Annotated in this window: 13 protein-coding genes; 5 read left to right on the plus strand and 8 right to left on the minus strand. The window is 73.3% G+C overall.

Annotated features, from left to right (window positions below; genetic code table 11):
• Nucleotides 1-25 precede the first annotated feature (25 nt).
• From FRAEUI1C_RS21425 to FRAEUI1C_RS21435, 3 genes are all read right to left on the minus strand, one after another.
• The gene (locus FRAEUI1C_RS21425) at nucleotides 26-988 is read right to left on the minus strand and encodes a DUF7064 domain-containing protein (protein WP_013425434.1); all 963 of its coding nucleotides are present in this window, start codon (nucleotides 986-988) and stop codon (nucleotides 26-28) included.
• Entirely contained in the window at nucleotides 981-2,042 is a 1,062-nt protein-coding gene (locus tag FRAEUI1C_RS21430; protein ID WP_013425435.1) for a phosphotransferase family protein, read from the minus strand. The genes FRAEUI1C_RS21425 and FRAEUI1C_RS21430 overlap by 8 nt, the downstream gene beginning before the upstream one ends.
• Before the next feature lie 72 nt (nucleotides 2,043-2,114).
• The gene (locus FRAEUI1C_RS21435; RefSeq protein ID WP_013425436.1) at nucleotides 2,115-2,699 is read right to left on the minus strand and encodes a TetR/AcrR family transcriptional regulator; all 585 of its coding nucleotides are present in this window, start codon (nucleotides 2,697-2,699) and stop codon (nucleotides 2,115-2,117) included.
• A gap of 78 nt (nucleotides 2,700-2,777) precedes the next feature.
• Between FRAEUI1C_RS21435 and FRAEUI1C_RS21440 the strand changes: the two genes are divergently transcribed.
• The gene (locus FRAEUI1C_RS21440; RefSeq protein WP_013425437.1) at nucleotides 2,778-3,641 is read left to right on the plus strand and encodes an NAD(P)H-binding protein; all 864 of its coding nucleotides are present in this window, start codon (nucleotides 2,778-2,780) and stop codon (nucleotides 3,639-3,641) included.
• A 77-nt stretch (nucleotides 3,642-3,718) separates the two neighbouring features.
• On the opposite strand, the gene FRAEUI1C_RS21445 is transcribed toward FRAEUI1C_RS21440, so the two are convergent.
• Both FRAEUI1C_RS21445 and FRAEUI1C_RS21450 read right to left on the minus strand, forming a co-directional pair.
• Nucleotides 3,719-5,179, minus strand: a complete 1,461-nt coding sequence (locus FRAEUI1C_RS21445; protein ID WP_013425438.1) for an aldehyde dehydrogenase family protein — start codon at nucleotides 5,177-5,179, stop codon at nucleotides 3,719-3,721.
• Nucleotides 5,179-5,949: an SDR family oxidoreductase gene (locus tag FRAEUI1C_RS21450; RefSeq protein WP_013425439.1), complete on the minus strand. Its 771-nt coding sequence runs from the start codon at nucleotides 5,947-5,949 to the stop codon at nucleotides 5,179-5,181. Before FRAEUI1C_RS21450 ends, FRAEUI1C_RS21445 begins: the two co-directional genes overlap by 1 nt.
• Nucleotides 5,950-6,318: 369 nt before the next feature.
• On the opposite strand from FRAEUI1C_RS21450, the gene FRAEUI1C_RS21455 reads away from it, so the two are divergent.
• Both FRAEUI1C_RS21455 and FRAEUI1C_RS21460 read left to right on the plus strand, forming a co-directional pair.
• Nucleotides 6,319-7,419, plus strand: a complete 1,101-nt coding sequence (locus tag FRAEUI1C_RS21455; RefSeq protein WP_013425440.1) for a phosphotransferase — start codon at nucleotides 6,319-6,321, stop codon at nucleotides 7,417-7,419.
• A gap of 230 nt (nucleotides 7,420-7,649) precedes the next feature.
• Nucleotides 7,650-8,426: a FadR/GntR family transcriptional regulator gene (locus FRAEUI1C_RS21460; RefSeq protein ID WP_013425441.1), complete on the plus strand. Its 777-nt coding sequence runs from the start codon at nucleotides 7,650-7,652 to the stop codon at nucleotides 8,424-8,426.
• 96 nt (nucleotides 8,427-8,522) lie between these two features.
• Here FRAEUI1C_RS21460 and FRAEUI1C_RS21465 read toward each other — a convergent pair whose 3' ends face one another.
• Both FRAEUI1C_RS21465 and FRAEUI1C_RS21470 read right to left on the minus strand, forming a co-directional pair.
• Complete coding sequence (locus tag FRAEUI1C_RS21465; RefSeq protein ID WP_013425442.1) at nucleotides 8,523-9,002, minus strand: limonene-1,2-epoxide hydrolase family protein; 480 nt, start codon at nucleotides 9,000-9,002, stop codon at nucleotides 8,523-8,525.
• Nucleotides 9,003-9,037: 35 nt separating this feature from the next.
• A complete protein-coding gene (locus FRAEUI1C_RS21470; RefSeq protein WP_041259581.1) occupies nucleotides 9,038-9,703 on the minus strand; it encodes a DUF6629 family protein in 666 nt (221 codons plus the stop codon).
• 165 nt (nucleotides 9,704-9,868) lie between these two features.
• Here FRAEUI1C_RS21470 and FRAEUI1C_RS21475 point away from each other — a divergent pair, with 165 nt between their 5' ends.
• Nucleotides 9,869-11,002 (plus strand): hypothetical protein, encoded by a 1,134-nt coding sequence (locus FRAEUI1C_RS21475; RefSeq protein WP_013425444.1) that lies wholly within the window; start codon nucleotides 9,869-9,871, stop codon nucleotides 11,000-11,002.
• Nucleotides 11,003-11,043: 41 nt separating this feature from the next.
• On the opposite strand, the gene FRAEUI1C_RS21480 is transcribed toward FRAEUI1C_RS21475, so the two are convergent.
• On the minus strand, nucleotides 11,044-11,232 hold the full coding sequence (locus FRAEUI1C_RS21480; RefSeq protein ID WP_013425445.1) for a hypothetical protein: 189 nt from the start codon (nucleotides 11,230-11,232) through the stop codon (nucleotides 11,044-11,046).
• Between the two features lie 181 nt (nucleotides 11,233-11,413).
• On the opposite strand from FRAEUI1C_RS21480, the gene FRAEUI1C_RS21485 reads away from it, so the two are divergent.
• Complete coding sequence (locus FRAEUI1C_RS21485; RefSeq protein WP_013425446.1) at nucleotides 11,414-13,609, plus strand: MMPL family transporter; 2,196 nt, start codon at nucleotides 11,414-11,416, stop codon at nucleotides 13,607-13,609.
• Nucleotides 13,610-13,614: the final 5 nt, after the last annotated feature.

The following is a 13,614-nucleotide window of genomic DNA, read 5'->3' on the forward strand; positions in this document are numbered from 1 at the left end:
GGCCGCTGGTGTTGGTGCTACTCGCCTACTCGGCGCCCTGCGGGGCCTCGTAGCGGCTCGCCTCGAACCAGCCTCGGCAGGTGCCCTCCCAGCCGGTGACCCGGGCCTCGACGAGGGTGCGCCAGTAGGGCCACTGCTCGGGTTCCCGGCAGGTGTGGGCGGTGTCGAAACAGACGCTGGGCGTCACGGGGGCCAGTGCCGCCTCGATCCGGGCGCCGTCGGCGGCCTCGAAGCGCAGGACTCCCGGCGCGAGCGTGTTCGCCTCGTCGTCGTAGCCGACGGTGCCGTCGACCCACCGCAGGCGGCGCAGTTCCCCCGACCGTTCCCGCAGGTAGCCGGAGCCACGGCCGTGCAGCGGGGAGCCGACGAAGTAGAGCTGCCGGTCCTCGCCCTGCAGGTCGCCGATCGCGAACGGCACCCGCCACTCCCGCGGCCCCCACGACCGGTCCCGCTGGGCGCCGGCGCGCACCTGCCACCGTTGGCCACCCACCGAGACGGTGCCCGACGCCGTCATCGACTGCTCGAAGCGCCCGGTCGGGTACACGGTGTCGGCGGCCGGCGCCGCGGCGACAGGGTCGCTGGTCGACGCGCAGACAAGGTCGATCGACACGGGCACGTAGGCGCCAGCCCCCTGGCCGGACCGGGTCAGGAACGTCCCCGCGCAGGTGAAGTGGGCGCCGAGCAGCGGCGGCTCCGGCTGCCAGCCGAACCGCAGGCCCCACTGGTCATAGGCCGGCCCGTCGGCCAGGTCGACGTGGTCGAGCGTCAGGCGCGACTCGTCGACGCCGTGCCACGCGCCGTCCACGTGGACGAAGCACCACAGCATCGCCCGCCGCTGGTTCGGCAGCAGGCCCAGGCGGAAGAAGCCGGCGGGGCCGCCGTCCAGGTCGATCCAGGAGAAGTACCAGGACTCGCTCCACGACCAGTCGCCGGGATCGGACGGGTGCCGGCCCTCGTCCGCCGGGGTGAAGGTGCCTGTCTCAAGCACGCAGCGCCCTTTCCACGGTCTTCTCCCAGCGGGCGACCATCGGGTTCGCCGTCTCGATCGTCCCGCCGGCCAGGCCCCACTGGATCATCGCGCGCGTCGCCGTCACGCACAGCACCGTGACGCCGAACGCCGTCCAGTAGCCACGGTCCCGGGCCGGCCGGCCGGTCGCGCGGCTCCACCGGGCCCACGTCTCGTCGGCGGACGGCTGGCCGTCGACCGGACGCTCGGCGCCGGCCCGGTGCAGGCCGTCGAAGAAGAGCCCGTAGGCGACGTCGGCGGCGGGGTTGCCGAGATAGGCGACCTCGAAGTCGACCAACGCCCGGGCCGTGGTCCCGGCGAGCAGGCAGTTCGCGATGCGGGCGTCGCCCATGCAGACCGCCGGGTCGTCGTCGGCGCCGGCTGGCAGGTTGTCCCGCAGCCAGTCCAGCACCCGCAGCTGTCGCGGGACGCTCGCCGCCGGCGCGACGTCCACGAGCGCGGCCCGCCAGTAGTCGAGGACGTCCAGCACGCCGCGCGGCCCATGGCTGGCGTCGGGGACCTTCGCCGCGTCGACCGAGTGCAGCGCGGCCAGCGCGTCGTAGAACGACTCCCACACCGCCCGCACGGCCTCGGGGCCTTCGCCGCGCAGCCACGCGTCGTCGTGCGGGCCGGCCGAGGTGGCGTCCGCCAGGGCGCGCCCCTCGACGTACTCCATCGCGAAGCACCGCAGGCCGGTGGCCATGCCGGTATCCGTCGCGAACACCAGGGGCACCGGCGCGCCCAGGGCCCCGGCGGCAGCCAGAACGCTGGCCTCCCGGCAGGCGTCGCGCTGGTGCACCACGTTCGGCGGCTGGGGCGCCTTGAGGATCATCGGGACGACGCCACCGGGCGCGACGGCGTCCAGGCGCCAGACCCCGTTCGAGTGGCCGCCGGGCAGCCTGCGCAGGGCCACGGCCGACACCGCCGGGTTCACCGTGGCGGCGAGCCAGGCCGCGATGCGCTCCGCGTCGAGGCCGGCCGCCCTGGCGGGGTCCAGCTCACGGTCCGCGGCATCGGGTAATTCGCCGGTGCTCATTCCCTTCAGCTCCTCACGAACGGGGATCGCAATATATCCAAATGTTTAGTCGCGTGCGCGGTCTCACCCGCGTCAGGACGACGCGCTGTCGGGCCGGCTGGGCGGCGGCCCCGGATCGGCCGGGCGCAGGCCGGCGAGAACGATCTGCAGGCCGAGGCCCTGCCGGTCGGCCGGCAGGTGCTGCTCGATGGCGAGCGCTCCGCCGAGGACCGCGTGCAGCTCGGCGACGGTCAGGTCCGGGCGGACCGCGCCTGCCTGCTGAGCGGCGCGCAGCAGCGCGTCGAGGCCGCCGGTCAGGCGCCGGGCGGCCTGGTCTCCGTCGGAGCCGAGGGTTCCGCCCAGCGCGGCGGTCAGCATCAGGTTGTGCCGCGCCTCGCGCGCCAGGTCGGCGAGGAAGTCGAAGAAGTCGACGGCCGGGTCGCCATCGAGCCGTTCGACCTGGTCGGCCAGCCGGTCGAGCCGGTCGGTCACGACCGCGGCGACCAGTGACTCCTTGGTCGGGAAATGCCGGTGGACCGTACCCGGGCCGACTCCGGCCAGCCGCGCGATGGTGTCCAGCGGCACGTCCGCGCCCTCGCGCGCGAACGCCTCGCCGGCAGCGGCCAGGATCTTCACGCGATTGCGCAGGGCGTCCGCGCGCGGCGCCCGCTCCGGCATCGCCACCTCCCTGTAAGCGGGGCGCACGCCCCGGTATATTTCCGGGGCGCAGACCCCGCTTACATCGTAGGAGGCGCCATGACCATCGCTGTGACGGGCGGCAACGGCGAGTTCGGCCGTGCTGTCCTGGAGTCGCTGCCGGCGCGGACGTCCGAGCCGCTCGTGGGGACCGTCCGTGACCTCGCGAAGGTCGCACCTGTCTCCGGAGTCGACTACCGGCCAGGCGACTTCGACGACCCCGTCGCCGTGCGGGCCGCACTGAGCGGCGTCGACAGCGTGCTGATCAACGCGACGTTCTTCGGTGCCGACCCGGCCCGCCGGCTCGCGCGCGTCACCGCGGCCCTTCGGGCCGCCGCCGACGCCGGGGTCGGCCGGATCGTGCTGACCAGCTGGTCTGATCTCGACAACGCGACGGTGCCCGCCGTGCAGGACTACAAGGACCTCGAAGCGGTCGCGAGGAGCGCGGGTCCGGCCGTGACGATCCTGCGCATGGCGTCCGGGCTGGCCGACGCGTTGGCCCGTGACGTCGTCTGGGGCAGGGCGGGCGGCGAGCTCGTCGCGCCCGCGGCCCGCGCGGCGGCCACGCCCGCGGCCATCGCCGACCTCGCCGAGGCGGCGGCCGCGGTGCTCGCCGAGCCCGCCGTGCCCACCCAGGACGATCTCGTCCACGAGCTCACCGGGCCCGACCAGGTCACCTGGGACCAGCTGGCGGAGCTGGCCGGGGTGCCCTTCCGGGCCGTCGACGACGACGAGTACCTCGACTACCTCGCCCGCTTCGCCCTGCCGCCGGCGGTCACGCGGCAGCTCCTCGAGCTGTTCGCCGACTTCCGCGGCGCCTGGGCGAGCACACCCACACCGACCCTCGCGGACCTCGTCGGACACGCACCGACGCCCGGGACGGAGGCGGTCGCGCGGCGGGTCGCCCGGTTCCCGACGAGCTGACCGGACCAGGCGACGGACCGCCCGCGACCCGCGCCGGCGCCGCCCATCCGGTCGGACGGGCGGCGCGAGCGGGAACGTCAGGCTGGCCAGCCGACGGTCTTGGTCTCGGTGAAGATCTCCAGGCCCTCGATGCCGCACTGGCGCCCGATGCCGGACTGCTTGTAGCCACCGAACGGGGCGTCGGCCCCGTACCAGAGACCGCCGTTGAGGCCGAGGGTGCCGGTCCGGATCCGGCGCGCAACGTTCTTCGCCCGGTCGAGGTCGGCGGACATGATCACCCCGGAGAGGCCGTACACCGAGTCGTTGGCGATCCGCACCGCGTCGTCGTCGTCCTCGAACCCGATCACGACGAGGACCGGCCCGAAGATCTCTTCCTGCGCGATCGTCATCCCCGGGGTCACGTCGGCGAACAGGGTCGGCTCGACGAAGAAGCCGCGGTCGAGGTCCTTCGGCACCCCGCCACCGAGGACGACCCTGGCCCCCTCGGCACGGCCCTTCTCGATGTACCCGAGAACCCGCTCCTGCTGGCGCCTTGAGACCTGCGGGCCCTGCAGCACCGACGGGTCGGTCGGGTCGCCGTACTTCACGCCGGCGAACGCGGCCGTCGCCAGCTCGATCGCCTCGTCATAGCGCGAGTGCGGGACCAGCAGCCTGGTCGGCATGGCGCAGCCCTGGCCGGCGTGCATGCAGACCATCGCCGCGCCCGGGATCGCCTGGGTGAAGTCGGCGTCGTCCAGCAGCAGGTTCACCGACTTCCCGCCCAGTTCCAGGAACGTCGGCTTCACCGTCTCGGCCGCGGCCGCCATGATCCGCCGGCCGGTGACCGTCGAGCCGGTGAAGGCGATCATGTCGACCAGCGGCGACGTCGACAGCACCTCCCCCACCAGGTGGTCCGAGGACGGGACGATGTTGACGACGCCCGGCGGGATGTCGGTGTGCTCGGCGATCAGCCGGCCGAGCCGGGTGGTGTTCCACGGCGTGTCCGGCGCGGGCTTCAGCACGCAGGTGTTGCCCATGGCGAGGATCGGCCCGAGCTTGTTCAGCGCGATCTCGAACGGGAAGTTCCACGGGGTCACCACGCCGACGACCCCGACCGGCTCCTTCCACACCTCCCGCGCCGACGGGTAGCCCATCCCGAAGGCGTCCTTCGCGGGGAGCGTCCGGGTCCAGCCGAACGACTCGATCTGCTCGGCCGGCCAGCGCAGCGCCTCCTTCAGCGGCGCGTCGAGCTGCGGGCCGTACGTGGTGAGCACGGGGCAGCCGACCTCGGCGACGAGCTCGGCCCGCAGCTCCTCGGTCTCCCGCTCGATCGCGGCCTGCAGCTGCAGGAGCGCCTTCTTGCGGCCGGCGTGGTCCCGCGCCCAGTCCGACTCGTCGAACGCCGCCCGCGCCGCGTCGACCGCGCCCCGCATGTCCGCACGGGACGCGTCCGCGGTCACGCCGAGGACCTCCTCGGTCGCCGGGTTGACGTTGTCGAAGACCCGGCCCCCTTCGGCGTCGACGAGCCTGCCATTGATCAACATGCGGTGCTCGGACATCACTTCTCCAGGAGGGCGGTGGTCGCAGGGGCCCGCGGGACGAGGGTGAGCGACGGGATCGCGCTGCTCGCGCCACAGTGCAGCGCGGCGATCGTGACGTCAACGAGGTGGTCGACGTCAATGAAATGTCCGGTGAAGTAGCCGAGGCGTTGCCACTCGGCTACCGCCTGGCTGATGTGCTCCGGGTCGTTGCCGACCAGCGAGCCGGTCGCGGAGTCGCCCTCGCCGCCCAGGCAGTCCCCGATCGTGAGACGGGTGAAGCCGATCGAGGGGTGCTCGACGCGCCAGGCCTCGACGAGCTTGTCGAGCGCCGCCTTGCTCGCCGCGTAGCCGCCGACGAACGGCCACGGCGGCCCCCCGGACGCGCTGATCGACGACAGGTAGACGGCCGAGCCGCCCGCCTGGGCCAGATGGGGCAGCGCGGCGGCCGTCACCAGCGCGGCGCCGGTGACGTTGGTCGCGAACAGCTTCCCCCAGGCGGCCGCGTCCATCTGGTCGAGCGGCTTGATCGTGATGACGCCGGTGGAGTACACGACGCCGTCGATGCCGCCGAGTGCGTCCGCCGCCTGGGCCACCGCGTTCCGGCAGGACGTCTCGTCCGTGACGTCGCACTCGATCGCGACCGCCCCGCCACCCGCCTCGCGCACCGCCGCGTCCAGCCGGTCCCGCCGGCGGGCGAGCATCGCGACCTGCTTTCCCTGCCGGGCGAGCCCGAGCGCGATGCAGCGTCCCAGGCCACTGGACGCCCCGACGACGACCACGCGCTTCACGCGATCGCCTTGGCGCGCTCGGGGCGACCGCCGGCCGATCTGCGTCGCGTCATCGTGAGCCGCCGCCCATCGGGGATAACTCGGCCCGCGGCCGGACGAGCCCGGTCCACGCTGTGCGCCTTCTACAGAAGGTCATCGCCACACCTCCAGCTCCAGAGGGAGCCGTCGGACCTGTCTCGGCCCCCACCTGCTGTTCTACCGCATCTCCCCAGAGACATCTATATGTATTGACCTGCGGCAACGGCCCAGCCGCGGTCCCCGCGTGGGCGGGGAGACCGGCTCGCGACCGTCCTGGAGCGGTCGCGGCGCCGACCGGCCCCGGTCTATAAATATCTAGATGGAAGCCGCCCTTGGCCATCTGGAGCACCCATGAGCACGACCGTGGACCCGCCGCCGCTGGTGTCCGACCCGCGCGACGTGACGGCCGGCTGGCTGACCGACGTGCTGTCGCAGGCGGGAGCCCTGACGGACGGCGCCCGGGTCACCGGCTTCGAGGCGACGGCCATCGGCACGGGCGCGGTCGGCTCGACCCTGCGCTACCGGCTGAGGTACGCCGAGGGCACCGGCGCGGCCGTGGGGCCGGCGACCGTCGTCGCCAAGTTCGCGTCGTCGGAGGAGCAGAGCCGGGCGACCGGCGTCCTGACACTGACCTACGAGCGGGAGGTCGCCTTCTACCAGCAGATCGCCCACACCGTCGACGTCCGCCAGCCACGCTGCTACTACGCCGCCATCGAGCCCGGCACGGCGAACGTCGTGGTCGTCCTGGCCGACCTCGCGCCGGCGGTGCCCGGCGACCAGCTCGCCGGCTGCGACGCCGACGACGCGGCGCTCGCGGTGACCGAGGCGGCCCGCCTGCACGGTCCCCGCTGGGGCGACCCGACCCTGCTCGAGAAGAGCTGGCTGACCGCCCGGTCGCCCGTCGCGATCTCCGAGGTCTACCGCGCCGTGTGGGACGGGTTCGTGGACCGCTTCCGCGCGTCGATCGAGCCCGAGGTCATCACCCAGGGCGAGGCGCTGGGCGCCGGGATCGAGACCTGGCAGGCGCACCGGCCCGCCCAACTGACCGTGACCCACGGCGACTTCCGGATCGACAACATGATGTTCGAGGGCTCCGGCGCACAGCGGCGGGTCACCATCGTCGACTGGCAGACCCCGAAGCTCGGTGCCGGCGCCGGCGACGTCGCCTACCTGATCGGCGGGAGCCTGCCGGTCGGGGAGCGCCGTCCCCGCGAGCGCGATCTGGTCCGCCGCTACCACCAGGCGCTCGCCCCGTACGGCGTGACCGACGGCTACCCGTTCGAGGACTGCTGGGAGGACTACCGCCGCTACAGCTGGACCGGCCTGATCACCGCCGTCGTCGCGGGCATGCTGGTCAGCCGGACGGAGCGCGGCGACGCCATGTTCGCGACGCTGGCCAACCGTCATGCCGCTCACACCCACGACCTCGCGGCGGCCGACCACCTGCGCTGACGCCGGCCCGCCCCCGTCCAGACCGCCGCCCGGGGAACCCGCGCCGAGATCCGAACGAGCAAGACAGCCGGTACGCTGGGCTGATCCTCTTACCCCGGTGCGGCGCGGCATCGAATCAGGACCCGGACCCTCGATGTCCGTCGCGCCGAAGCGGCGACGCGCGCCGACACGGACGTGCGCAGACACAGTCGGGACGGTGGTTGGGAGGCAACGGAAGGAGAGGGTCAGGCATGGCGACCGAGAGCCGGGGATCGCCCAACGGCGACCGCGCGACGCTGCGGGAGAAGCCGCAGCAGATAGCCGACGAGCTCCGCCGGCTGATCGTCTCCGGCGAGCTCGAGGACGGCGCCTCGCTGGGTCGCGAACCCGACCTGGTCGACCGCTTCGGAGTCTCCCGGCCCTCCCTTCGGGAAGCGCTGCGCATCCTGGAGGCCGACGGCCTGATCACGGTCAAGCGAGGCGTGCAGGGCGGGGTGATCGTCCATCAGCCGGACCGGCGGATGACCGCCCGCACCGCGGCGCTGCTGCTCCAGGCCCGCAACGTGCCGCTCGCGGACGTCTACGACGCGCGCAGCATGATCGAGCCGGCCGCCGCGCGCCTCGTCGCCCAGTCGCGCTCCCGCCGGTCCGCCGCCGCGGAGCTGCGGCGGCTCACCGCCGCGCAGCTTGAGGTGATCGACGACCCGGCGGCGTTCGGCCAGGCGAACTCCGCCTTCCACTCCCGTCTTGTCGAACTCGCCGGGAACCAGACCCTGAGCATCGTCGCCGAGATGCTGGCCGAGATCGTCGCGCGCGCCGTCGCCGCGGCCAGTCAGCCGGACGAGGCCAGGGACACCGCGGCGATCCGCGCGCGCGGGCTGCGGTCCCAGGCCAGGCTCGCCGCGCTCGTCGAGGCCGGCGACGCGAGCGCCGCCGAGGCGCACTGGGCTGAGCACATGAAGGTCGTCGGCCGCATCATGCTCACCCAGCGCCCGAAGACCGTCATCGACCTGATGCAGCACTACTGACCTGATGCGGCACTACTGAGATGCAGCACTACTGAGCGGCCCTCGGCGACCGGAGCACGGCCCGTCGGCCCCGGTCGCGGCGCCTGCCGGCGTTCGTCAGGAGGCCCCGGCCTTCCCTCTCGCCCGCGCGGCGACCGTCAGGGCTTTGGCCGCCAGCGCCTTCCCGGCGCCGCGGGCGCTCGCGGCCAGGAACGTCGCCCAGTCGAAGTAGTCCCGCCACAGCACGACCTGGCCGTCCCGCACCTCGAAGGTGCCGCACACCCAGAACTCGGCCTCCCACGCGCCGGCGCGCAGCACGTCGGTCCGTTCGGTCAGCACGATCGGCCCGTCGGCCGCGATGTGATGGGTGCGAGCCTCGAAACCGGTGCTGTACCGAACCATCCCCCACAGCTGCCGCGCGACGGCGGCGCGTCCCCTGGCCGCCGGGAGCGGGACGTTCTGATAGACGACGTCGTCCGAGACGAGCCGGAGCGCGGCGTCGACGTCGAGCCGCTCCAGCGCCGCCAGAAAGGCCCGGACGACGGATTTCGGGTCCGAGGCCTCGTCCGTGCCGGGTACGGCCTGCGCGTCTGCCATGACTGCTCCTGCGGAACGTGGGGGCCGGTGTCGGCTCAACCGACCGGCACGGGGGCGCGGGGACCGGCCGCCGGACCGGTGGCACGCAGGTACACGGCCACCGAGACGCAGGTGATGGCGGCCCAGACGCACCACAGCGAGGTGACGGCATCGGTCGCGACCCAGGCCAGCACCGCGACCGCGGCCAGATTGACGATGCCATACCAGCGCAGGAACCGCCGGCCGGAGATGATCAGCGCACCGCACGTGCTGACGAGGTACAGAATGATCACTGCCGGTCCGGCCTGCAGATGGACGTGATAGACGATGTGATGCCCGTCGGCGCGGGCCACGAAGGGCCGGGTGAGCAGGGCCACGCCCAGCCAGACGGAGCAGAGCACACCGGCGACCAGCGTGACGATCTCCATCGCCCGATGCGTCGCCGAGCGTTCCAGCAACAGCGCCATCACGGGTATGTACACCGGCAGGACGACGAAGGCGATGACCAGGTAGACCGTGGTCGCGACCGTGAGGACCCGGCCGCTGACGTCACCGCGCAGACCCCACCAGACGAACGCCTCGACCAGCGAGTGGCCGGCCAGCAGGAGTGGCAGCGCGGCCAGCGGCCACTGCGCGCGGTCGCGAACGTGGCGGGCGGCGTCGATACCGACACCGCCGATCACGATGCCGGCCACGACATCGGCCTCCGGAGAGAAACACATTCCGCCCCCATTTGCGCACCGCGCCCGCCTCCGCCAGCTCTGAGTATCTCGTGCCGACTGTCCACGTCGCGGCCAGAATCGGCGCTCGTGATCCTTGGCATGCGGCGCACGACCGGAACCGGACCTCTGCGGCACGCGTCGAAGGCGGGCAACGAGGAGGGAAACATGGGGACTTTGTTGTTCCGCTCGTCGCCACGGCTGGCTCCGGCGCGGCCCGCCGGCGCCGCTCGTCGCGACGGACGGCGTGCTCTTCGGCCGGCGGTGGCCGCCGTCGCCGCGCTGGGTCTGGTCCTCTGCTGCACCCTGACGGCCTGTGCGCGGGCAGGTGGCGCGGCGGAGGCGGGGCCGGCGCGAACCGGCTCGCGGCCGAGCGATGCCACGCCGGCGCCGCCCAGCTGGCGAACGGAGTCGTTCCTGGACGCCGTCGTGGATGTCCCGGCCTCCTGGGGGTTCGACGCCGCGCCCACGAGCGACTGGTGTGTGCCGCTGGGGCAGTCACCCGCCGGCCCCCGACAGCCGTACGTGGACACCCGAGGCCCTGGCTCGGTGGTGATGATGATCGGTTGCCCGGGCGGCACCCACGGGCCCGACCTCAACGGGAGCGGCGTGCCACCCGAGTACTGGACCACGCACCTGTGGTTCGCCGCCACGCCGGCACCCGCCGGGAGTGCGCGGGTGCCCGACGGGCGGGTGAGCGCCGACGGCTGGACCAGGATCGTCCGCACGGTCGGCTCGGCGAAGGTGCTCGTCCTGTCGGACGGCGCGCATCTGGGCGACGCCGAGCGGGTCATCGCGTCCGCCCGGCGGGCCACGGTCGACCCGCACGGGTGCGCCGCCAGCTCACCGATCCAGGCTGGCGGCTTCGTCAGACCTGCCCACCCGTTCGACGTCGCCGGCCTGCGCGCCGTGGGCGGTGCCGCCGTCTGCCTCTACGACCTGAGCCGTCCCGTGGGCACCCCCGGGCTGGTGGCCTTTCGCGCGATCGGTGGGCCTGACGCGACGGCACTGCTCGCCGCGATCCAGGCGGCACCCGTCGGCGGCGGTCCCGACGCGCCGCAGGACTGCGTGAAGGGCGAGTCGGGCGACACAGCGATCGTGTTGCGGCTGGTAGCGGCCGGCGTGGCCCGCGAGGCGTACGTCTACTACGACTGGTGCTTCGGCAACGGCATCGACGACGGCACGGCCCTGCGAGCGCTGACCACCGACGACTGCGGCCCGCTCTGGGCCGAACGCGTCACGCTGTGGAGCGGCCCGGGCGGCCCCTTCCAGGTATGCCATCGCCCCACCACCCATTCGTGAGGCCACGCGCCCGCGGGCCAGCCGTGGGAGCGGCCCGGTGGTCAGGCCCGACGGCGGGCCAGCAGGCTGCCGATTCCGCCGCCGAACAGGCCGATCGCGCCCAGCAGGATCCCGAAGACGCCGAAGGTCGTCGGGGTGTCCCAGGAGATGGCGGTGGTGAAGGCGAGGAGAACCCCGATCACGATCAGGGTGATGGCGGCCAACGTTCCGATGATGCCCAAGTCGTTCATGCCGGCGGCCTACCCGGCGATCACCCGCGTTAACACATTCCTCGCGCTGGTCTCGGCCGGCCAGCCTGACCGCGCCGTACCGCGCCTGCGGTACGGCCCGATGACCGCGTCGGGTGGACGTCGCCGCGCTGCTTTCGCGGGACCGTGAAACTGCCACATTCCAGCTCCTGGAGGCAGTCCCGTGTCCTTTCTCGCCCGGTGGTGCGCCCGGCATCGCCTCATCGTCCTGGGCGGCTGGGTCGGCGCCGTCGCCGTCCTGGTCGGCCTCGTCCTCGGGATGGGGTCGGACTTCAAGACCGTCGCCGACCTGCCCCACAGTGAGTCGACACACGCGTACGAGGTGCTCGGCGCCTCGTCCGGGTCCTCCGCCGAGACCGGGCGCATCGTCTGGCACACCACCGGTGTGGCCGTCGACGCGCCCGAGATCCGCGCCGACGTCGGCGCGATGCTGACCCGCGTCGCGTCGCTGCCGGGCGTCACGGCCGTCACGAGTCCCTATACCGCGGGCGGTTCCGCGCAGCTCAGCACCAGCCAGGACACGGCCTACGCGACCGTGACGGTGACCGGCGACGTCGACCGGGTCCAGCAGGTCGCGCGGTCGATCGGGACGAGCCAGCTGCGGGTGGAGACCGGCGGGCAGGCCTTCGCGCCGAAGACGAAGTCGGGTGGCCTGGCCGAGGTGGTCGGGATCCTGGCGGCGCTGGCGGTGCTGCTGGTGGCGTTCCGCTCCGCCTGGGCCGCCGTCCTGCCGATCATCACCGGGGTCGTCGGCGTGGTGGCGTCGCTGCTGTTCGTCATGGTCGGTTCCCATGTCGTGGACCTGTCGAGCGAATCGATCACGATGGGGTCGCTGATCGGGCTGGGCGTCGGGATCGACTACGCGCTGTTCATCGTCGACCGGCACCGCAAGGCCCTGATGGCGGGGGCGTCGGTGCGCGAGGCCGTCGAGCAGGCCGAGAACACCAACGGCCGGGCGGTGATCTTCGCCGGGCTGACGGTGATCGCGGCGTTGCTGGCGATGGTCGTGGTCGGCATGGGGGTGCTCACCGGCATGGGGCAGGCCGCCGCGGTCACCGTGCTGTTCACGGTGCTGGCCGCGGTGACGCTGCTGCCCGCGTTGCTGTCCTGCCTGGGCCTGCGCGTGCTGTCCCGTCGCCAGCGCCGCCAGTTGGCGGCCGGCGGCGCGGCGCCCGGCGCCCCGGAGGTGCGGCATCGCCGTTCGCCCGCCCGGCGCTGGGGCGCGTTCGTCACCCGGGTCCCCGGGCCGATGGCGGTCCTCGCGCTGGTCCTGCTGGCGGCACTCGCGGTCCCGGCGCTGTCGATGCGGGTCGGCCAGGCCGACGCCGGCAGCGACCCGGCCGGCTCCGCGTCCCGGCAGTACTTTGAGCTGATGAGCCCGGCGTTCGGCGAGGGCATCGACGCGACCCTGCTGCTGGTGGCCGAGACGCCCGACCCCGGTGCGGCCCAGGCCCTGGGCACGCTGGTCGGGAACCTGTCCTCGGTGCCCGACGTCGCCGCGGTCTCGCCCGCGACCGCCGCCGGCACCGGCGTCCAGGTGGTGCGGGTGACGCCGTCGAGCAGCGCGGGAGCCCAGGCGACCGTCGGCCTGGTGGATCACCTGCGCACGAGCGTGATCCCGGCCGCGGAGGCCGGCAGCCAGCTGCGGGTGTCCGTCGGCGGCGAGACGGCGACCAACATCGACGTCGCGCACGCGCTCATGAGCAAGCTCCCGCTGTACCTGCTGCTGGTGGCCGCGCTCGGGTTCCTGCTGCTGACGGTGGCCTTCCGCAGCCTGCTGGTGCCGCTGGTCGGAGCGGTCAGCAACCTCGCGACGATCGTCGTCGGCCTCGGGGTGATCACCGCGGTGTTCCAGTGGGGCTGGGCCAGCAGGCTGCTCGGCGTCGGGGACGGCGCGCCGATCTCGTACATCGTCCCCGTCATGATCGTCGGCGTGATGTCCGGCCTGTCGATGGACTACCAGGTGTTCCTGGTCAGCCGCATCCGGGAGGAGTGGACGCACAGCCAGGACAACGCGCGGTCGATCCGGACGGGCGTCGCGGAGACCGCGAAGGTCATCGCGACGGCGGCGGTGATCATGCTGTGCGTGTTCTCCTCGTTCGGGTTCAGCGGCCAGCGGATCGTCGCCTGCATCGGCGTCGGCCTGGCGCTGGCTGTCGTCGTCGACGCCTTCGTGGTCCGGATGGTGCTCGTCCCGGCGGTGCTGCGCCTGATCGGCGGGCGGGTGTGGGCCTACCCTCGGTGGGCCGAACGCGTCACCCCGCGCCTGAGCGTCGAGGGGCCGCCGCAGGCGAGGGAGGCCGCGCAGCCCGCGCGCGTCCTGACCACCGTGGGCTCCGTCGGCGCCGGCGAGCTCTGACCCCA

Origin of the sequence: Pseudofrankia inefficax, assembly GCF_000166135.1 — a bacterium.
In the GTDB taxonomy this organism is placed as follows: Bacteria; Actinomycetota; Actinomycetes; order Frankiales; family Frankiaceae; genus Pseudofrankia; species Pseudofrankia inefficax.

Excerpts from the sequence above, each read along its gene's own strand:
- FRAEUI1C_RS21455 (WP_013425440.1), top strand. The coding sequence starts at position 6,319 with ATGAGCACGACCGTGGACCCGCCGCCGCTGGTGTCCGACCCGCGCGAC.
- FRAEUI1C_RS21430 (WP_013425435.1), bottom strand. The coding sequence starts at position 2,042 with ATGAGCACCGGCGAATTACCCGATGCCGCGGACCGTGAGCTGGACCCC.
- FRAEUI1C_RS21440 (WP_013425437.1), top strand. The coding sequence starts at position 2,778 with ATGACCATCGCTGTGACGGGCGGCAACGGCGAGTTCGGCCGTGCTGTC.
- FRAEUI1C_RS21460 (WP_013425441.1), top strand. The coding sequence starts at position 7,650 with ATGGCGACCGAGAGCCGGGGATCGCCCAACGGCGACCGCGCGACGCTG.
- FRAEUI1C_RS21445 (WP_013425438.1), bottom strand. The coding sequence starts at position 5,179 with ATGTCCGAGCACCGCATGTTGATCAATGGCAGGCTCGTCGACGCCGAA.
- FRAEUI1C_RS21470 (WP_041259581.1), bottom strand. The coding sequence starts at position 9,703 with ATGTGTTTCTCTCCGGAGGCCGATGTCGTGGCCGGCATCGTGATCGGC.
- FRAEUI1C_RS21480 (WP_013425445.1), bottom strand. The coding sequence starts at position 11,232 with ATGAACGACTTGGGCATCATCGGAACGTTGGCCGCCATCACCCTGATC.
- FRAEUI1C_RS21475 (WP_013425444.1), top strand. The coding sequence starts at position 9,869 with ATGGGGACTTTGTTGTTCCGCTCGTCGCCACGGCTGGCTCCGGCGCGG.
- FRAEUI1C_RS21435 (WP_013425436.1), bottom strand. The coding sequence starts at position 2,699 with ATGCCGGAGCGGGCGCCGCGCGCGGACGCCCTGCGCAATCGCGTGAAG.
- FRAEUI1C_RS21465 (WP_013425442.1), bottom strand. The coding sequence starts at position 9,002 with ATGGCAGACGCGCAGGCCGTACCCGGCACGGACGAGGCCTCGGACCCG.